This window comes from Kribbella amoyensis (assembly GCF_007828865.1).
Classification (GTDB): Bacteria; Actinomycetota; Actinomycetes; order Propionibacteriales; family Kribbellaceae; genus Kribbella; species Kribbella amoyensis.
Genome location: NZ_VIVK01000001.1, coordinates 437955 through 456632, shown reverse-complemented (window position 1 = coordinate 456632; position 18678 = coordinate 437955). Strand labels below are relative to the sequence as shown.

The following is an 18678-nucleotide window of genomic DNA, read 5'->3' as shown; positions in this document are numbered from 1 at the left end:
ATGACGATCGACGCGGTGGCTGGGCTCGGGTTCCCGCTCGGCTCGGGAGCGGGACCGTTCGCGGTCGCCCGTGGCACCGACAAGCTCGAGCAGAGCATGCGGCTGGTCCTGCTCACCTATCCCGGTGAGCGGGTGATGCGCCCGGACTTCGGGTGCCGCCTGCGTGACTTCGTGTTCGACGCCGTCACGCCGGCGACCGGGATCCAGCTCGCCGACGAGGTCCGTGGCGCGCTCGAGGCCTGGGAACCACGGGCCGAGGTGGACCAGGTCGACGTCGTGCCCGACCCAGCCGTCGACGGACTGGTCCACCTCGTCGTCGGCTACCGGCCCCGCGGTGAGTCGGCGGCTCGCGAACTGGTCGTCGCGTTCCAGACCGACCGTTCCGGTCCGGCGGAAGGGGTCGGCTGATGGCGCTGCCCGCTCCTGATCTGGACGCACGCCGGTACGACGATCTCGTGGCCGACGCGGTCCAGCTGGTTCGCCGATCCTGCCCCGGCTGGACCGACGAGAGTCCGTCCGACGTCGGGATCACCTTGCTCGAGGCGTATGCGTTCCTGACCGACGGGCTGTTCCGCCGGCTCAACCAGGTCCCGGATCGGCTCCGGCTCAAGTTCTTCGACCTGATCGGGCTGCGGCTGGTCCCGCCGACGCCGGCGACCGTACCGGTCACGTTCTGGCTCTCGGCGCCGGCCCGGTCACCACTTGTGGTTGCCCAAGGCACCGAAGTCGGTACGGTCCGGACCGAGGCGGAACCGTCGGTGGTGTTCTCGACGACGACCGAGCTCACGATCCCACCGTCCTCGGTGGCCGCGCTCCTCACCCGGACCGTGGACGATCCCGATCCCGTACCGCACGACGCGGAGGTCTTCAGCGCCTTCTCCGACCCGCCGATGCCAGGCGACGAGGTGCTGATCGGGCTCACCGGCGCGGTCCCGTCGGTGGCGATCCAGCTGGACTACGCGGGCCAGACCCAAGGGCTCGGAGTCGACCCGGAGAATCCACCGTTGTGCTGGGAAGCCTGGACCGGTGCGGAGTGGACGCGCTGCGACCTCGGCCGGGACGGTACCGGTGGCCTGAATCGCTCCGGCTCCGTGGTCCTGCACGTGCCGCCGGGCCACCAGGTCAGCGTGATCGGAGGCCGCCCGGCCGGTTGGCTGCGAGGCCGGGTAGTGGAAACGGGGGAGGGCCGGACGCCGTACACGGCACCGCCGCAGGTCCAGCGGCTCGAGGTATCGAGTGTCGGAGGCACGGTCGACGCCGTCCAGGCGGAGCTTGTCCACGACGAGGTCCTGGGCTTGTCGGAGGGAGTGCCCGGGCAGGTCTTCACCGTGCGGTTCGCGCCGGTGCTCGGCGGTCTCGGCGATCCGGTGGTCGAGGTCGGGTCCGACGACGGCTGGCAGCAGTGGACCGCGGTCGACGATTTCGCGGCCGGCGGACCGGACGACCGGTACTTCCGGCTGGACGCAGTCCCGGGCGAGATCGCCTTCGCGCCGGTGGTCCGGCTGCCCGACGGCGGCCTGCGGCGGTACGGCGCCGTCCCGGCGAAGGGACAGACGATCCGGGTCCGCGGGTATGCGACCGGTGGTGGAGCCCGCGGCAACGTACCGGCCGCCGCGATCGCGACGCTGAAGTCGTCGATCCCGTTCGTCTCCGCGGTCGAGAACAGGGCGGCCGCACACGGTGGTACCGACGGCGAGACAGTGGATGAGGCAGCCGGACGCGCGCCGATCATGCTGCGGACGCGGGGACGAGCGGTGACGGCCGAGGACTACGAGGCGCTGGCCCGCGAAGCTGTGCCGGAGGCGGCCCGGATCCGATGCATCACCGGCGGCGACGACGCGACCCCGGCGGGAACGGTTCGCGTCCTGGTCGTGCCCTCGGCGGCTCAGCAGGACGGCGTGATCGACTTCGCCGATCTGGTCCCGCCGGAGCCGCTGCTCGAGCGGCTGGCGGAGCGGCTCGACCAGGTGCGTCTGATCGGGACCAGGGTGTCGGTCGAGCCGCCGCGCTACCGGGGGATCACGGTCGTGGCGCGACTGGTCGCCCGGCCACGGGTCGACCACGACAGGGTCCGGCGGGACGCGCTGACCGCATTGCACCGGTTCCTGAGTCCTCTGCCCGGTGGTGGACCCGGAGGCTCGGGGTGGGAGTTCGGCCGGCCGGTACGGTCCGGCGACGTGTACGCCGTTCTGCAGGACGTGCGCGGTGTTCAGGCGGTCGAGGACGTCCGGCTGTTCAGCGCGAATCCGGTCACGGGGGAGCGTGGCGCCGAGCAGACGCGGATCGAGCTGGAGCGGAACAGTCTGGTGTTCTCGTTCGAGCACCTGGTGAAGGTGGAGGACCACTGATGCTGATCTGTGGGGAGTGCGGCCATCACAACCAGGACCGCGACACGTTCTGCGGCTCCTGCGGGACGTTCCTGGAGTGGAACGCCGAACGCGTCGTACCGGCGCCCGTCGCGACACCCGAGCAACTGGAGCCGCTGCCGCGCAAAGCCGGTCTCCTCACCCGGATCCAGCGAGCGACCGCGGAACTCGTCGGCGGATCGACGATCCCCGACAACTCCGGCGCAAGAGCACCCAGAAAGCCAACACCCGACACGCCGGCCCCGCCGCCCCCACCCGGCCGCACCACCCCGCCACCCCCACCAGGCCGCACCCCGCCACCCCCACCCCCTCCGGCGCCGCCCCGTCGCGCCACCCCACCCCCGCCACCCCCACCCACGCAATCCGCACCCCCACCGGCGACCACACCCGAGCCCCCGGCCACCCGCGCCACCCCACCACCTCCGCCGGCGGGTCGTGTCGCGCCAACACCCGAGCCCTCGGCCACCCGTCCGCCCCCACCACCTCCGCCGGCGGGGCGGGCCGCGCCCGGATCTACCACCCCGGCGACCCGTCCCGTCCCACCGCCGGCGGCGGACCGTTCCGCGTCGACAACCGCGCCCTCGGCGACCGATCTCGCCTCACCACCCACGCCGGTCAGCCGTTCCGTGCCGCCGCCGCGGGCGGACCGTTCCGTGCCAGAGCCCGAGACAACGGCGACCACGCCTGCGCCACTACCCCCGCCTGCCAGCCGCCCCGCGCGCGAACCGGAGGCCCGGTCCGTCCCGCCGGTGGACCGCTCCGTGCCCACGCCTGAGCAGCCGTCGGCGGTGCGTCGCTCCGCCTCGCCACCGCCTGCGTCGGCTCCTGATGGGGCGTCGGCGGCGAAGTTGGTAGCGCCGTTGGTGGAACGGGAGGATCCGGCCGAGGTCCAGCCACAGCCGGTGAAGGACCGGCCCGCGCCGGTCCGGCGTCCCACGCCGACGCGGACTCCGCGCCCGGGGGAGCTCATCTGTGGCGAATGCGGAGAGGGCAACGCCCCCACCCGCAAGTTCTGCGGACGCTGCGGTGATTCCCTCGCCGCGGCCGAGGTCGTCAAGACACCCTGGTGGCGCCGGCTGCGGTTGCGGCGCCGTCCCAGGACGCTGACGGCAGGATCCCGGCCGGCCCGCCCCGGCGACAGCTCCGTGAAACACGGGCTCAGGACGACGGTCCGCCGGGCCCGCACCACGGCAGGCTTCCTGATCCTGGTCTTCGGCCTCCTCAGCGGCTTCTATCCACCCTTGCGCACGTTCGTCGTCCAGCAGGCCGCCACCGTCAAGCAGCAGGTCCGTGGCGTGGCCGACTCCGCGCTCACCCCGATCCGTCCGGTGGCGGTGCAGGGCTCCGGAAGCACCACGAACCACCCGCCCAACGCGGCGTTCGACACGTTCGCGAACACCTCGTGGCAGGTGCCCTGGAACGAGAAGGCCCCGGCGCGGTTGACGGTCCAGCTCGATCGCGCCGTTGCCCTGCGCAAGATCCTCGTCAGGACCGGTGACAGCAAGAACTTTGCCGGGTCCAGCCGGCCGGCGACCCTCGAACTCAAGTACTCGAACGAGAAGTCCGAGCTGATCAGTCTCGTCGACAAGCCGGATCCACAGGAGATTGCCCTGCGCAACGCGGTCGGGGTCGGCACGATCACGATCACCGTCGTCACGGTCTTCCCGGCGCCGGGCGCTCGCGATCTGGCTGTGGCCGAGATCGAGCTGTTCGGCATCGGCTGAGCCATCGGAAGGAGAGCCATGCGGGGAACCACCACCGAACTGGACACGCCCTACCCGCTCGGATCCCTGCTGCCCGCGGTGCTGCAGGAGGACGAGCTGTTGATGCGATTCACCGCGGCGGTGGATCTCCTGCTCGCTCCGGCGATCAGCTCGCTCGACTGCCTCGGGGCGTACCTCGATCCGGCCTTGGCGCCGGCCGACTTCCTCGGGTGGCTCGCCGGATGGGTCGGTGCCGAGCTCGACGAGACCTGGCCGGTGGGGCTGCAGCGGACGGCCGTCGCGCAGGCGGTCGAGCTGCAGCGCGATCGGGGCACGATCGCCGGGCTCCGACGGCAGCTGGCGCTGATCACCGGCGCCGACGTGGAGGTCACCGACACCGGCGGTGTGACCTGGTCGGCCGAACCGGTCGACGGCGCCGGCCCCGTGGTCCCGCCGAGGCTCGAAGTGGTTGTGCGAGGCAACAACCTCGACGCCGCCCGGCTGGCCGCGGTGGTGGAGGCTGCCAAACCCGCCCACGTCGCCCACACCGTGCGCGTCGAGCCGTCGGTCACCGACGTGAGGTGAAGTCCGGTGGCTGGAAGCTGCCAGGAACCACCAGCACCGTCGATCGAGCCCGGATCGTGGTGCCGTCGACGACCGCCTCGACCGGCCAGGTGCCCGTGCTCGTCTGCGGGAAAACCAGGAGGGCAGCCGAGAACTCCCCGGTGGACCCGGCGACCGCAGTGGTCCGCAACCTGGTCCCGGGTGTCGTCACGACGACGGTGACGGCCCGCCCGGGTGGGAAGTCGCGCCCTGCCACGGTGGTGACCCGGTTCGTCCGCACCACCGCTGGATTCACGACCAGGACCGGCGCCACCGCCTGGCTGCTCAACGCGATCAACCGGGTGTAGGCCGGGTCCTTGGTGGCGATGGACAACACACCCGTACGACGCCCGGGGGACTGCGGTGTCGCCCGGACTTCCACGCTACAGATGTCGCCCGGGTCCAGGCGCCGGCCGGAGCAGGTCGTGGACACCACGGTGAAATCGCCGGGGGTGAAGCGCGGACCGCTGAGGACCTCGACGGCCGAGAGCTCGATCGGTGTGGTCGCGCCGTTGCGTACCTGGACGCTGCGAACCCCGATCGGTACCAGCGCGGGCAGTGAGCCGGTGAAGTCCACCGGATCCGGGTTGATCACCAGACCCCCGGTGGGCGTCGGCGCGGTTGTCGGCCCCGGCGTCGGCTGCGTTGGCGGAGGAACTGTGGGTAGGGCGGTGGACGAGCCACGCAGCGGAAGGTCCGTCACGGCCCCGTTTCGCAGCTCGACGCGCAATGCCGCCTCTTTCGTACCGACGGAGGTCGGCGTGAACTCGACGGTGACACTGCAGGTCTCGTCTGCGTGCAAAGTCGCGCCGACGCAGTTCTCGGCCATACCGGTGACGAAGTCCGCGCTCCCCGTCACACTGAGCCTGCCGATCGTCAGGGGACCGAAGCCCTCGTGCCGCACCACCGCCGTCTTGGTCGCAGACCTCCCCACCGGGACCCCGTCGAAGACGGTGGTCGACGCGGTGACCTGTGGCTGGAACGTCCTGGCGACGGCCGCACCCACGCAGCACGGCGGGGAGACCAGGTCGTCGCCGGCGCTGGTGAAGACCAGGACGGAGCCGTTCGCGGACAAGCGAGGAGATTCGCTCGGCCCGGCGGCGGGACAGACCTGTGGTCCGCAGAGTTGTCCGGAGGGAGAGCCGAGCTCTCCGGGAAGCCTCGGCGCACCGGCCTTCTCCCGTCGGGCGTCGAGCACCAGGTCACGCACGACGACGGCGGTCCGTCCGGTGCCCTGGGCATCCGGATGCATGCCGTCCGCCGAGCTCTGGAAGGCGAGGTAACGGCCGTCGGCGGAGAGCGCGGGAGCGGTTCCCTCCGCCGGCCGGTCCGTCGTATCGCGTGATGCGACCGTGGCGCTCACGGGAGCGTCGGCACCGGGCCCGAGGCGGCCGATACCGGCAGGGTCGCGGTCGACCACGACCGTGACCCGTGGCCCACCCGGCTGGAGGCTGTGCTCGTACGCGATCAGCCGGCCGGATCCGGAAACGGCCGGCCAGGCCGCCACCCCCGAGAAGCTGCCGTCGGGCGTGACGTCGACCCGCGTGCTCAGGTCCGCGGCGATGTCGTACGCCTGGATCGAGCCGATCGGTTCCGCGCAGGCGAGCAAGGCCGGGCAGCCACCCACGGCGAACACGGCTTCATGGCCGTTCGCCGACAGCTGGGGCGGGCCGTGGTTCCCGTCGACCTCGGGATAGCGGAACCCGTCGGGGTCGGGCGGCAGCGGGCGGCCCTGTGGATCCTGGACCAGCCGGGTGACGGCGACACGGGCAGTGGTTGCGCCAGGCAACATCTCGCGCCAGGCGATCACGGTGCCGTCCGCCGACAGGCTCGGTTCGGACCCGGTGGTGACCTGCGGATCGGCCGGGTCCGACCCGAGGTAGAGGTAACCGAAGTCCATGATCCCGTCCGGCCGCAGTTCGTCGAAGACCCCGTCACCGTCCGGATCGCGGTCGCAGACGACGACGCGCCGCTCCGCCCGGCCGAAGTTGTCCCGGAGGTTGTCGGCGATGCTCTCGAAGGCGACGTACCGGCCGGTGGCGGACACGGTCGGGTGCAGACTGTCGCGGTTGCCTCCTTCCTCGGGTGTGGCGGTGGCTCGGAGCGGGGCAGACGAGCCACGGGCAACGATGTACGTCGCCTGCAGAGCCCGGCTGATCAGCACAGTCCTGCCTGGAGCTCGCCGATCGCGGACATAGACGTTGTACGGCGCGTCCGTTCCGCCGCGGACGACTGGATCCAGTGCGGCCCGCGACGCGAAGGCGACCTGGCTGCCGTCGGCCGACAGCGCTGGTGAGAGCGCCGATCCGGCGGAGTCGGCGCCGTCGGCACCGAGCGAGACCACCTCGGTGGTTCCTCGCGAAGTGGCGGCAGCGGTCGGTGCTGTCGTCACCGCGACCGGGACCAGCAGAAGGGCGAGGGCGAGGAAGAGGCGCCCGGACCGACGGTTCAGCACGGTTCCCCCTTGATCGACGGGCGTTCTCGATCGTAGGTTCGCCGGGCGTCGTCCGGCTGCCCGATCGCGGGAGTCATCGGGCGGTGGCCGCCGCCCGATCGGGCAGCGTTCGTGACGCTCGGGGCTAGCCTGCCGATGCTGCCCGGGCGGCCGGTCCGGCGGTCACGCTGGTCGGTATGGCAGCCACGGTTTCGTTGTCGACGACATCGCTCGCGGTCGCCCCCGGTGACACCGGGCAGTGCGAGCTTGGGATCACCAACACCGGCCGGCTGGTCGACCAGTTCTCGGTCGGCCTGGTCGGGCCGAGCGGCGACTGGGTCACGATCGAGCCGGCCACCGTCAACCTGATGCCCGGGAGCAGCGCGACGGCCTCGATCATCTTCGCGCCGCCCAGGTCCGCCGAGGTGACCGCCGGCCGGCACGAGTTCGGTGTCCGCGTCCGCTCGCGGGAGGACCCGGAGACGTCCGTGGTGACGGAAGGAGCGGTCGAAGTCGCGCCGTACCGGGAGATCGTCACCGAGCTGGTGCCCGCCAAGCGCCGGGCCCGGCGCCGGGCGAAGTTCCGGCTGGCCGTGGACAACCTCGGCAACGAGGAGACCGCGGTGACGATCGGCCTGCGTGATCCGGAGGACGAGCTGCGGCTCCTCGCCGACCACCCGGAGATCACGACCGCGCCGGGGACGGCGACGATCGTCAAGCTGACCGCGGCGCCGCACCGCCGGTTCTGGCGGGGACAGCCGAAGCTGCTGGCGTTCGAGGTCGTGGCGAAACCTGCCGGGGACGAGCCGGTGACGACCACCGGGGTCGTACAGCAGGAACAGCTGATGCCGAAGTGGCTGTTGCCCGCACTCGCCGCCGGTGCCGTCCTGGTCGTCGCCGCGGTCGCCGCCTGGTTCGCCTTGCTGAAACCGGCGGTGCAGTCGGTGGCGACCGACCAGGCTCAGCAACAGGTCGCACGGGCCGAGACCGCCGCCTCGAAAGCGAGCAGCGCGGCCGACCAGGCGACGGCCGCCGCGACGGTCGCACAGCGGGCCGCCGGAATCAGCCCGACCCCTGGCGCACCGGACGGCAACGGAGGACAGACGACGCCGGGTACGAAGCCGGGCAGCAGTACGAAGCCCACCGCCGGAACCACCCCGAGCGCCAAACCTTCGGTGACGCCGACCGGTCCGGTCCCGCTGAGCTTCCGGATCGCGACCGGGGCCAAGGCGGTGACCGACGGCTCGTTCCAGTCCTTCACGTACTCGGCGCCGCCGCGCAAGACCGTCCGCATCACCGACCTGGTCCTGCAGAACCCGCGGGGCGACACCGGCATCCTGCGCATCCTGATCGGCCGGAACATCGTCCTGGAGACCGGGCTGGCGAACTTCCGGGACCTCGACTACCACTACCTGCAGGCGCTCACCGCCGCACCAGGAGAACAGGTGGCGGTCACGGTCAACTGCACCGCGCCGGCGGCCGGGTCCGACCGGTGCACGCCGTCGGTGTCGTTCTCCGGGCAACTGACCTCATAGCGTCAGATCAGCCCTTCCTTCAACGCGTAGGCCACCGCGTGGGACCGGTTGCGGAGCTGGAACCGGGTGGTGACGCCGTGCAGGACGTTCTTGACGGTGCGCGGCGAGTAGCTCAACCGGGCGGCGATCTCGTCGGTGTCGTAGCCCTCGGCCACGAGTTTGAGGATCGCGGTCTCCCGTGGCGACAGCCCGGCGAGCCGGAGACCGCGCGGCGTCAGGACGTCGTTCTGCATGTGCGAGACCTGCCGGAACAGCCGGGTGAGCAGGTCGGCCGGTAGCTCGGCCTCGCCGGCCGCGGCCCGCCGGACCAGGTCGGAGAGTCGCTCCGGACTCACCTCGGGGCGGCGGATCAGGGCACTCACACCGGCCTCGATCACCGCGATCAGGTCGGCGTCGTTGAGAGCGGCCACCACCAGGACGAGCTTGTCGACACCGCGGCGCCGCAGGTCGGCGACGGCGTCGAGGGTGGCCGGGTCCGGCGACTCGGCGGCGACCACCGCCACCACCTCCCCGCCCAGTTGCTCGGCGCCGACGACGTGGATGTCGGGCTGGAACCGGAGCTGGCTCTCCAGCCCGGCGCGCGAGATGGAATCGGTCGAGAACACGTGCACGGGGACGCGAAGGCCCATCGTTCCTCCCCTGGGTGAGCGGTGCCCCTACCATGCGTGTCCGGACGGCTACTCGTCCCTAGGGCCAGTCCCTAGGGTCACCCGAGGACCTCGCGCCGGCAGGGCACGAGGTACGCCCCAGGCGCGAAAGCAGGCGGCGAATCCGGCGAGCCTAGACTCGGCCGGTGACCAAGATCCTGCTGGTGACCGGGACCGATACCGAGGTCGGGAAGACCGTGGTGACCGCTGCTCTCGCTGCGCGGGCCGCCGGGTCGGTGGCCGTGGTCAAACCGGCGCAGACCGGGGTCGGGCCGGACGAGCCGGGCGATCTGGCCGAGGTACGGCGCCTCACCGGTCGGACCGAGTTGCACGAGGGCATCCGGTTGCGTGATCCTCTCGCCCCGACGACCGCCGCTCGCCGGGAGGGCGTACCGCTGCCGTCCGTCGAGTCGCACGCGAAGTTCGTCGACGATCTGGCCCGGACCCACGACCTCGTCCTCGTCGAAGGGGCCGGGGGACTGCTGGTCGGTCTCGACGACGACGGCCGCCATCTCGGGGACCTGGCCGCTCACCTGGCCGGCCCGTTCGCCTTCGTGGTGGTGACCCGGGCCGGGCTCGGCACGCTGAACCACACCGGCCTGACCGTCGAAGCCTTGCGCGCCCGGAATCTCCCGGTCGAGGGCCTGGTCGTCGGATCCTGGCCGGCGGACCCCGATCTGGCCGAGCGGTGCAACCTCGAAGACCTGGCCGCGACCACCGGAGTTCCGGTCATCGGGCGCGTTCCGGCCGGGGCGGGGCGGCTCTCCCAGGCGGAGTTCACGGCCTCGGCGCCGACCTGGTTCGACGCTGACCTGATCCGGCTCTGACACAGTGTTCTAGGAGCGGGAACAGTGTTTCAGGAGCGGTCCCGTAAGCTCGGCCAGGTGTCCAGTTGCCCGGCTCGGTTCGACGAAGAGCTCGGGATATGGGTCGTCGACGACCCGGGCGAGGTCCGTGGGGTGCTGCTGGATCCGGAGACGTTCCGGCCGGACAACGCGCTCGTGGCTCATACCCCGTTGTCGGTGAAGGCGTTGCGGGTGCTGTCCTCGGTCGGGTTCGCGTTGCCGCCGACATTGGCGAACAACGCGGGGCCGTCGCATCGGCCGATTCGGGCGGCGGTCGCGCGGTTCTTCAGTCCGGCTCGGGTGGCCGCGATCGAGCCGTTCACCCGGCGGCTGGTCTCCGAGCGCGTCGATGCGGCCTGGGAGTTGCTCGACTCGGGCCCGGTGGACCTGGTCGAGACCATCGCCGCGGAACCACCTGCGCTGGTCGTCCTGGAGATGCTCGGCGTGCGCGACGTCGACGTACCGGCGTTGAAGGCGTGGAGCCGGGACTCGCTGGAGCTGTTCTGGGGATGGCCCGGGGAGGACCGTCAGCTGGAGCTGGCCCACAGCGCGGCCGAGTTCTACGGCTGGCTCCGGACGCGGACCGAGGCGGCGCGGCGGCTCGCGGGGGACGACCTCTTCGGCGTACTGGCCGGGCTCGGGCTGACCGACGAGGAGATCTGCGCCGTCGCGTACTTCCTGCTGATCGCGGGGCAGGAGACGACGAGCCAGCTGATCTCCACCGCGTTCCACCGGATGCTCACCGAGCCCGCGGAGAACCCGGTGGAGCAGGTGCTGGCGGAGGCGTCCTCCGTACCGACGTGGCGGCGGGTGACCGCGGTACCGGTGTCTGTCGGCGAGGTGGAACTCCCCGCGGACGCACCGGTATTGCTCGGGCTCACCGGTCATGGGGGACCGGCTGACCTGGCCTTCGGGATCGGTCTGCACCGGTGTCTCGGGGCCGGGCTGGCTCGGCTGGAGGCACGGGTCGCGGTGGAGCGCGCGGAGCCGTTGCTGGCCGCGGTCCGGTTGGTGGAGGAGCCGCCGCCGATGCTCGAGCTGCTGTCGTTCCGGGCACCGTCCCGGTTGCTGGTCCGGCGCTGATTACGACCCGGCTGACCTGCACCGATACCCTGGGCCGCGTGACCGCAGCAGAGCATGACCTCGTTCTCGTCGTCGACTTCGGGGCGCAGTACGCGCAGCTGATCGCACGCCGGGTCCGTGAGGCGAAGGTGTACTCCGAGATCGTGCCGCACTCGATGCCGGTCGAGGAGATGCTGGCGCGTTCCCCGAAGGCGATCATCCTGTCCGGCGGACCGCAGTCCGTGTACGCCGAGGGTGCGCCGCGGGTGGAGTCGGCGCTGTTCGAGGCCGGGGTGCCCGCGTTCGGGATCTGCTACGGGTTCCAGGCGATGGCCCAGACGCTCGGCGGCGACGTCCGGCGGACCGGGCTGCGCGAGTTCGGCCGGACCCCGGTGACCGTGGGCGACGCGGGCACGCTGCTGGCCGGGATCCCCACCGACCTGAACGTCTGGATGTCGCACGGGGACGCCGTGCACGCGCCGCCGGTCGGGTTCACCGTGCTGGCCGCGTCGGAGGGCGCGCCGGTCGCCGCGTTCGAGGACGTGGACCGCAAGTTGGCCGGCGTCCAGTGGCACCCGGAGGTGTTGCACTCGCAGGCCGGTCAGGCGGTGCTCGAACACTTCCTCTACGACCTGGCCGGCTGTACCGGTGACTGGACCACCACGAACGTCGTCGACGAGCAGGTCGAGCTGATCCGGCAGCAGGTCGGGGACAAGCAGGTGCTCTGCGCGTTGTCCGGCGGCGTCGACTCGGCGGTCGCCGCGGCGCTGGTGAGCAAGGCGATCGGCGACCAGCTGACCTGCGTGTACGTCGACCACGGGCTGCAGCGCGCCGGTGAGTCCGACCAGGTCGAGAAGGACTTCGTCGCCGTCACCGGGGCCCGGCTGGAGGTGGTCGACGCGGAGGAGCGGTTCCTGACCGCGCTGGCCGGCGTCACCGACCCGGAGCAGAAGCGCAAGATCATCGGCCGGGAGTTCATCCGGACCTTCGAGGCGACCGCCCGCAAGCTGGACGCCGAGCGGCACATCGAGTTCCTGGTCCAGGGCACGCTGTACCCGGACGTGGTCGAGTCCGGCGGCGGGACCGGCGCGGCGAACATCAAGTCGCACCACAACGTCGGCGGCCTGCCGGACGACCTGCAGTTCGCGCTGATCGAGCCGCTGCGGACGCTGTTCAAGGACGAGGTCCGCGAGCTCGGGCTGGCGCTCGGGCTGCCGGAGTCGATGGTCTACCGGCACCCGTTCCCCGGCCCGGGGCTGGGGATCCGGATCGTCGGCGAGGTGACCAAGGACCGGCTGGAGATCCTCCGCGCCGCCGACCTGATCGCCCGGACCGAGCTGACCGCGGCCGGCCTGGACCGCGACATCTGGCAGTTCCCGGTGGTCCTGCTGGCCGACGTCCGCTCGGTCGGCGTCCAGGGCGACGGCCGCACCTACGGCCACCCGATCGTGCTGCGCCCGGTCACCAGCGAGGACGCGATGACCGCCGACTGGGCCCGGCTCCCGTACGACGTGCTGGAGAAGATCTCCACCCGGATCACCAACGAGGTCGACGAGATCAACCGCGTCACCCTCGACATCACCAGCAAGCCCCCGGGCACCATCGAGTGGGAGTGACCCCTCACCGGTAGACGGCGATGTCCAGATTGAACTGGCCGTGCTCGGACGGATCCGGCTTCACCACGAGAGCGGTCGGGAGCTGGGCACCGAGCGTGCTCTCGACCACGGTCACCTTGTCGAGGCACAGCGCCTGGCTCGGAAGCCGCAGAGGCGTGTAGACGACGAGAGTCGACGCCGGCGCACTCTCCCAGAAGACGGACAACGCCATCGGGTCCTGCGGTGTTCGAGTGGGGCAGACATACCGCAGGCGCAGCAGGTCACCCGGCTGGGTGGCGACCAGGTACTGCGTCGCGCCCGACTCGCTGGTGACGAACTTCGGCTGAGGATCCTGCACCAGCCGCCGGCCGTCGACCACGGTCGGCAAGGTGTTCAAATCTTCGTCCAGGGCGATGCGGGTCCGGGGCGGATCGACCGGCGCCGCGACCGTCGGTTCACGCTCGCCGAGGTGCTGCTGAAAGGTGCCAACAGCAACTGCTGCGGAGACGGCCAGCGCTCCCGCGGTGACAGCGGCGGCCACCGTCCGGCGGCGTCGGCGCCGGCGGGCTCGGCCGCGGATCAGTGGGACCGGGTCGAAGCCCGGTTCGACGGGGCGGCCGGCGTCCTTCAGCAGGGTGCGCAGTTCGGTCGGGGTCATCACGCCTCCTCGGCGTCGAGCGAGCCGAGCTCGGCGCGCAGCCTGGTCAGCGCCCGGTGGGTCTGGCTCTTCACCGTGCCCACCGAGCAGCCCATCACCTCGGCGGTCTCGGCCTCGGTCAGGTCCTCGAAGTAGCGCAGCACGACCGCCGCGCACATCCGTCGCGGCAGCCGGCGCAACGCCTGGATCAGGTCGGCGTGCTCGACCAGCCCGACGAGCCCGCTGACGTACTCCGGCCGCGGCGCCTCGGCCAGCGGATCCTCGCTCGGTACCTCGGTCCGGCCGCGCCGGCGGCGCCACCACTCGGTGTGCGCGTTCACCATCACCCGGCGGACGTACGCGTGCGGATCCTCCGACCTGACCCGGTGCCACGACGACCAGCACCGGATCAGCGCCGTCTGCACCAGGTCCTCGGCGAGCGCCCGGTCCTGGGTCAGCAGGTAGCCGAGGCCGAGCAGCGCGCCGTACCGGGTGGACACGTACGACTCGAAGTCACACCGCGGGTCGGCTGCCGGTGCCTCCGGCGGGCGGATCGCGGGCTGGAGCACGGCGACGGCTTCGGCATCCGCATCAACCCTCATACCCGGCTAGAGGCAGCCGAGCCCGCAAAGGTTGCATCCGGACGTCCACTACTCACCAAACCCGGCGTTCGTCCGGTGCTCAGGCGTGCGTGGTCGCCGCTGGGTCCTGGTCCGGGACTTTGGTGAGTGGTGGGGGTCCGCCCGTCAGCTGAGCTTTTCCGCCAAGGTGTCGGCTTCGGCCGGTCGGCCGAGCTGGCGGAGGCGGTCGACCAGGAGCCAGCCGGCCCGGAGGTACTGGTCGTGGCCGGTCGGGAGCGAGGTGAAGATCTCCCGGAGCGGCTCGGCGTCGGTGCTGCCGTGTTCGGCGATGAGGAGGCGGGCGTTCAGGGCCTGGTCCTCGAAGCCGCCGCGCTCGTAGGGCTCGACGGCCTGCCCGGCTTCGGCGACGGCGGTGGCCGTGTCGCCTTGCTGGAGAGCCAGGAGCGCCAGGTCCCAATGGATCCCGGCCCGCTGGAAGAGCACCGGCTGCTCCGCCGACGGCAGCGCGTCGAGGACCGGTACGGCGCGGCCGGCCAAGTCGCGGACCAGGTCGAAGTTGCCCGAGTACCGGGCCGACTGACCCGCCAGGCGCAGGGCCTGGACGTGGTCGATCGGGAGTTCGGCGGCCTGGAAGTACTCGGCGGCGGCCAGGAAGGAGTCGACCGCCTCCTCGTCCCGGTCGAGGCGTTCGAGCAGCGAGCCCTCGTCCTGCCGGGTCAGCCCGAGCCAGTGCGGATGCGCGTCGGCGGGTGCGTCGGCGAGCAGGGCGCGGACCTGGGTCAGCGCGGCGTCCAGGTCGCCGACCGCGCGGTACGCGTCGACGAGCACGCCGCGTACCTCCACGACCAGGCCGCCGAGCTCGGGATCCCGCAGGACATCGAGCGCCTCCTCCGCCGTCTCGGCCGCCTCCAGCGCGCGGCCGGTGAACAGATACGACTTGGCGAGCTCGAGCCGGCAGATCGCGACGTGGACCTCGAATCCGGGCTGCCCGATCGCCAGCGCCACGGCCTCCTCGAAGTCACCGACCGCGTCGGCCGGGCGGTCCTGGGCGAAACGGGTCATCCCACGCTGCCGGTACGCGAACGTGAGCGCCTGCGGATCGTCCGTCGCGAGCGCGTCGGTCGCCGCGGCCTCCGCCTCCTCCAGCCGATCCTGCTGGAACAGCAGGTTGCACTGCAGGGCGGCCGCACCGGTCCGCAGGTCGCCCTCGGTCGCCGGGTTGGCGCGCAACGAGATCACTTCCTGCAGCGCCTCGTCCGTCCGGCCGGACTGAGCGAGCACCATCGCCAGCGTGTACTGCCACCCGCCGCGCCGGCGCGGTTCGTCCTCGGTCACCAGCCGGCGCAGGGGCTCCTCGCCGGTCGCGACGCCTTCCTCGACCCGGCCCAGCTCGCACAGCATCCGGGCGATCCGGCCGCGGTCGCGGAGGACCCGGAGCTCGTCGCCGAGCTCGGTGTAGAGCGTGATCGCCTCGCCCCAGGCCTCCAGCGCGACCTCGGGCTGCTGCCACGCCGCCAGGCCCTGGCCGTCGAGCAGGCGAGCCCGGTCGAGGGTGGTCCGCTCGCTCTCCGGGACCTCTTGCTCGAAGGCGCTCCAGGACGCGATCGCCTCGCTCCGCCGATCCGTCTGCCAGGCTTCCTCGGCCCGGTCGAGCCACCCGCGACCGGTTGCTTCGGGCAACGGATCCGGGGTCGGCTTCGGGGCCGGTCGGACCTGCTTGCGCGCTTCCGCCCGGCGCGCGGTCTCCGACAGCGGGAGGTACTCGATCCACGGCTCGGCGGTGAGCAGCTTGCGGACCTCGTCGCCCTGGTGCGTGGTCCCGTTGCGCTCGTCGAACTGTGCGGCGAGCTCCAGTGCCTGCTGCGCGAGCTCCTCGGCCAGCTGCTTGGCGGGAACGTCCTCGGCCTGCGGACGACGGATCAGTACGTCGACCTTGCTCAGTGCGAGCGAGGCGGCCGCCGCGAACTCCATTGCGGCGAACGGGCTCGGCGGCTCGGCCAACTCGCCGAGGTGCCGCTCGACCAGCTCGATCGCGCGGGTCTCGTTCCCGGTCCGGGCGCAGAAGCGGATGTGGTCGGCGTACGTACCCAGCTCGCCCGGCTGACCCCGGAGGATCCGGTACCCGCGGCGGTGCGCGTCGACCGCCTCGGCGTACATGCCCTCGGCAACGTAGGCGGGGAGCAACGCGGTCAGCATCTGCTGCGGTTGTTCGTTGCAGGTGAGTTGCCCGTCCAGGACACCCACCGAGAGCGCCACCGCGTCCGCCGTCCGACCCGTCGCGGTCAGGTGGTTCACCTTCTGCGTCGGGTCACAGCCGATGCAGTCCGACAGGTCGTCCCGCGGCGCGGTGGACCACAGCCGGAACTGCTCCGCCGCGGTCTCCTTGTCGCCGATGTGCGCGGCGACCTGCCACTGGTGCTGGTGGACGGCGTGCAGGCTGTGCCCGCTCTGCCGCCAGCGCCGCTCCATGTCGTCGAGGACGGCGTACGCCCGGTCCAGCGGGACCTCGGGGAACTTCGTCAGCGTGTTCGGTGCGAACTTGAAGCACCAGTGGAACATGTGCGAGTGCTCCTGGTACTTTTCCGGGTCCGCGTCCCAGTCCGCCACGCAGCGCGCGAACGGTACCAGCGACTTCCGCGGTTCGCCGCCCATCACGTACGCCGTGACCAGGGCGAGCCGGGAGAAGAACGCGATGTCCGCCTCCTCGGCCGCGTCGGCCCGGCGGACCACGTCCTCCAAGAGGGCCGACTTCGCCTTGCCGTACGGCGTGCTCTGCGCTCGGTGGAGCCGGTCCACCAGGTCGTCGGTCATCGCGTCGGGTCCTCCGGAGTAGGAACGGCCTGGTCGAGCAGACCGAGGAACGAGCGGTTCACCAGGGCGGAGTCCGCGGGACTGATCGGGTGATAGCCGAGCATCAGCGCGTGCCCGTACAGGCCTTCCACGGCAAGCTTCACCAGTTCGGGATCACCGAGCGCGGCGATCCGGCGGACCAGGGGGCTGCGGTGGTTCAGGACGAGTTGGGGGCGGCTGTCGTCGTGGGTATCCAGGGCACCGAGGACCTCGGACCAGAGCGCGTCGGCGCGGTCGCGGGTCGCGCGGAGCTCGGTGGCGAACCGGGCCGAGCGGTCGACCAGGTACATCGCGGGCAGGCTCGCGGGGTCGAACGCGCGGACCACGACCTCGCAGCCGACCTGGTCCAGCGTCTCCTGCGCGGTCCGGACGAACGCGCGCAGGTCGAGCTCGGTCCGCGGGTCGAGGCTGTCGAAGCTGGTGCTCAACTCGGTCGGGTCGAACCGGCTGGTGACGATTCCGTCGACCACCTCGGGCAACCGCTCGAGCAGCTCGGCGTCGTAGGTGTAGCCGCCGTTCACCACGGTCAGCTGTTGCGCCGCGGCGACTGCGGCGAGCTGGCGGAACTCCTCGATCGTCGCGACGTACCGGATCTCGTTGCCGCGCTCCCGCAACTCCGCCGCGGTCATCCGGCCGTGGTTGGTCTCGAACCGCAGCCAGCGGTACACCAGCTCGAGCATCTCGTCGTCGTGCAGCGCGAGCGCCTTCACACCGAGCTGGTGGATCGAGAGGAACTTGTCCAGCTTCTGCGGATCGGTACTGCCGAGCCGGACCAGCCAGCCGCGCAACTGCGCACCGAGCGCCTCCCGGGTCGCCTCCAGGTGCCCGTCGTCGAAAAGCGCCTCGCGGCTCGCCGTCGGCCGCAGCTCGGACGTGTCGATCACCGCGCGGACGAAGAACGCCCAGTCCGGCAACAAGCCTTCGACGCCCTCGGCGAGCAGCATCCGCTTCAGGTACACGCGGTGCGTGGCCCGCTCGGCCGGGTTCGCCGCGAACGGCAGGACGAACGCGACCCCGGTCAGCCCGGCCGCCGGGTTGTTCAGCGGGATCACGTCGAACGGGGTGAACCCGAGGTGGTCCTGCGCGTACCCGACCAGGTCGGCGCGGCTGTCGCCCTCCCACGGCGCCTTGCCGTCGGTCACCCGCTCGCCGTTCACCGTGATCTCGAGCGGCAGCAGGGCGCCGAACAACCGGACCAGCTCGACCACGGTCGCCTGCTTGAACCACTGCTCGGCGCCGCGCCTCGCGAGAAGCGTGACCGTCGTACCGATCTCGTCCCGCGGTGGCGCCTCGGTCGTGCTGTACCGGCCGTCCGCGGTACCGATCCACTGCGTCGCGCCGCTGGTGGCCGGCTGGGTGATCACGTCGATCTGGTCGGCGACCATGAACGCGGACAGCAGCCCGATGCCGAACTGGCCGAGGAACTCGGTGCGGGCGAAGCCGATCTCGTCCCGCTTGGAGGAGCGGCCGATCGTGGCCAGCAGTTCGCGAACCTGGTCCGGTTCGAGGCCGACGCCGGTGTCGGCGATGCTCAGCCGCCGGTCGTCCACCTGGATTGCGATCCGCCCGGGCGCCGCCGGATCCGCCGCCCGCCGGGCGGTGATCGCGTCGACGGCGTTCTGCAGGAGTTCGCGCAGATACACCCGCGGACTGCTGTACAGGTGGTGACTCAGCAGGTCGACGATGCCCTGCAGATCCACCTGGAAGTTCTCGGTACTCACTGCCCCAGCCCTCTCTCACCCTTCGCGCCCCCGAACGGCCTCGCACACGCTACGGCATCCGGGGGCTCGCTCGGGTGACCCCGTTGCGTGCTTAGGGTG

14 protein-coding genes are annotated in these 18678 nt (G+C 71.6%); 8 read left to right on the top strand and 6 right to left on the bottom strand.

Features of this window, described 5'->3' with window-relative positions; all coding sequences use genetic code 11:
* The 4 genes from FB561_RS02200 to FB561_RS02180 all read left to right on the top strand — a co-directional run bounded on the left by FB561_RS02200 (position 1) and on the right by FB561_RS02180 (position 4654).
* The gene (locus tag FB561_RS02200; protein WP_145802483.1) at positions 1-408 is read left to right on the top strand and encodes a GPW/gp25 family protein; all 408 of its coding nucleotides are present in this window, start codon (positions 1-3) and stop codon (positions 406-408) included.
* On the top strand, positions 408-2348 hold the full coding sequence (locus FB561_RS02195) for a putative baseplate assembly protein (RefSeq protein ID WP_145802481.1): 1941 nt from the start codon (positions 408-410) through the stop codon (positions 2346-2348). Before FB561_RS02200 ends, FB561_RS02195 begins: the two co-directional genes overlap by 1 nt.
* A gap of 881 nt (positions 2349-3229) precedes the next feature.
* A complete protein-coding gene (locus tag FB561_RS02185; protein ID WP_145802479.1) occupies positions 3230-4090 on the top strand; it encodes a zinc ribbon domain-containing protein in 861 nt (286 codons plus the stop codon).
* Between the two features lie 18 nt (positions 4091-4108).
* Positions 4109-4654, top strand: coding sequence for a phage tail protein I (locus FB561_RS02180; RefSeq protein ID WP_145802477.1), 546 nt, complete (start codon positions 4109-4111; stop codon positions 4652-4654).
* On the opposite strand, the gene FB561_RS02175 is transcribed toward FB561_RS02180, so the two are convergent.
* Positions 4638-7127, bottom strand: coding sequence for a choice-of-anchor D domain-containing protein (locus FB561_RS02175; RefSeq protein WP_145802476.1), 2490 nt, complete (start codon positions 7125-7127; stop codon positions 4638-4640). The two genes, FB561_RS02180 and FB561_RS02175, sit on opposite strands and share 17 nt — an antisense overlap.
* Positions 7128-7303: 176 nt before the next feature.
* On the opposite strand from FB561_RS02175, the gene FB561_RS02170 reads away from it, so the two are divergent.
* Positions 7304-8641 carry a COG1470 family protein gene (locus FB561_RS02170; RefSeq protein ID WP_145802474.1) on the top strand — a complete coding sequence of 446 codons (1338 nt, stop codon included), beginning with the start codon at positions 7304-7306 and terminating at the stop codon, positions 8639-8641.
* 2 nt (positions 8642-8643) lie between these two features.
* Here the strand turns inward: FB561_RS02170 and FB561_RS02165 are convergent, their stop codons facing one another.
* Positions 8644-9270 carry a response regulator transcription factor gene (locus FB561_RS02165; RefSeq protein WP_145802472.1) on the bottom strand — a complete coding sequence of 209 codons (627 nt, stop codon included), beginning with the start codon at positions 9268-9270 and terminating at the stop codon, positions 8644-8646.
* Between the two features lie 164 nt (positions 9271-9434).
* Here FB561_RS02165 and bioD point away from each other — a divergent pair, with 164 nt between their 5' ends.
* From bioD to guaA, 3 genes are read left to right on the top strand one after another with little or no spacing between them, the layout of a single operon-like run.
* The gene (bioD, locus tag FB561_RS02160) at positions 9435-10115 is read left to right on the top strand and encodes a dethiobiotin synthase (RefSeq protein ID WP_145802470.1); all 681 of its coding nucleotides are present in this window, start codon (positions 9435-9437) and stop codon (positions 10113-10115) included.
* Between the two features lie 57 nt (positions 10116-10172).
* Complete coding sequence (locus FB561_RS02155; RefSeq protein WP_145802468.1) at positions 10173-11216, top strand: cytochrome P450 family protein; 1044 nt, start codon at positions 10173-10175, stop codon at positions 11214-11216.
* A gap of 38 nt (positions 11217-11254) precedes the next feature.
* Entirely contained in the window at positions 11255-12811 is a 1557-nt protein-coding gene (gene guaA / locus FB561_RS02150) for a glutamine-hydrolyzing GMP synthase (RefSeq protein WP_145802466.1), read from the top strand.
* Between the two features lie 4 nt (positions 12812-12815).
* Here the strand turns inward: guaA and FB561_RS02145 are convergent, their stop codons facing one another.
* The 4 genes from FB561_RS02145 to FB561_RS02130 all read right to left on the bottom strand — a co-directional run bounded on the left by FB561_RS02145 (position 12816) and on the right by FB561_RS02130 (position 18579).
* Positions 12816-13448: a hypothetical protein gene (locus FB561_RS02145; RefSeq protein WP_145802464.1), complete on the bottom strand. Its 633-nt coding sequence runs from the start codon at positions 13446-13448 to the stop codon at positions 12816-12818.
* Positions 13448-14029 (bottom strand): SigE family RNA polymerase sigma factor, encoded by a 582-nt coding sequence (locus FB561_RS02140; RefSeq protein WP_145802463.1) that lies wholly within the window; start codon positions 14027-14029, stop codon positions 13448-13450. The genes FB561_RS02145 and FB561_RS02140 overlap by 1 nt, the downstream gene beginning before the upstream one ends.
* Positions 14030-14173: 144 nt before the next feature.
* A complete protein-coding gene (locus FB561_RS02135; RefSeq protein ID WP_145802461.1) occupies positions 14174-16819 on the bottom strand; it encodes an ATP-binding protein in 2646 nt (881 codons plus the stop codon).
* The gene (locus FB561_RS02130; RefSeq protein ID WP_145802459.1) at positions 16816-18579 is read right to left on the bottom strand and encodes an HSP90 family protein; all 1764 of its coding nucleotides are present in this window, start codon (positions 18577-18579) and stop codon (positions 16816-16818) included. The genes FB561_RS02135 and FB561_RS02130 overlap by 4 nt, the downstream gene beginning before the upstream one ends.
* Between the last annotated feature and the right edge of the window lie 99 nt (positions 18580-18678).

Bases quoted from the DNA above. Each gene is read 5' to 3' on its own strand.
- FB561_RS02200 (WP_145802483.1), top strand. From the start codon at position 1: ATGACGATCGACGCGGTGGCTGGGCTCGGGTTCCCGCTCGGCTCGGGA.
- FB561_RS02195 (WP_145802481.1), top strand. From the start codon at position 408: ATGGCGCTGCCCGCTCCTGATCTGGACGCACGCCGGTACGACGATCTC.
- FB561_RS02180 (WP_145802477.1), top strand. From the start codon at position 4,109: ATGCGGGGAACCACCACCGAACTGGACACGCCCTACCCGCTCGGATCC.
- FB561_RS02170 (WP_145802474.1), top strand. From the start codon at position 7,304: ATGGCAGCCACGGTTTCGTTGTCGACGACATCGCTCGCGGTCGCCCCC.
- FB561_RS02165 (WP_145802472.1), bottom strand. From the start codon at position 9,270: ATGGGCCTTCGCGTCCCCGTGCACGTGTTCTCGACCGATTCCATCTCG.
- FB561_RS02145 (WP_145802464.1), bottom strand. From the start codon at position 13,448: ATGACCCCGACCGAACTGCGCACCCTGCTGAAGGACGCCGGCCGCCCC.
- FB561_RS02140 (WP_145802463.1), bottom strand. From the start codon at position 14,029: ATGAGGGTTGATGCGGATGCCGAAGCCGTCGCCGTGCTCCAGCCCGCG.
- FB561_RS02135 (WP_145802461.1), bottom strand. From the start codon at position 16,819: ATGACCGACGACCTGGTGGACCGGCTCCACCGAGCGCAGAGCACGCCG.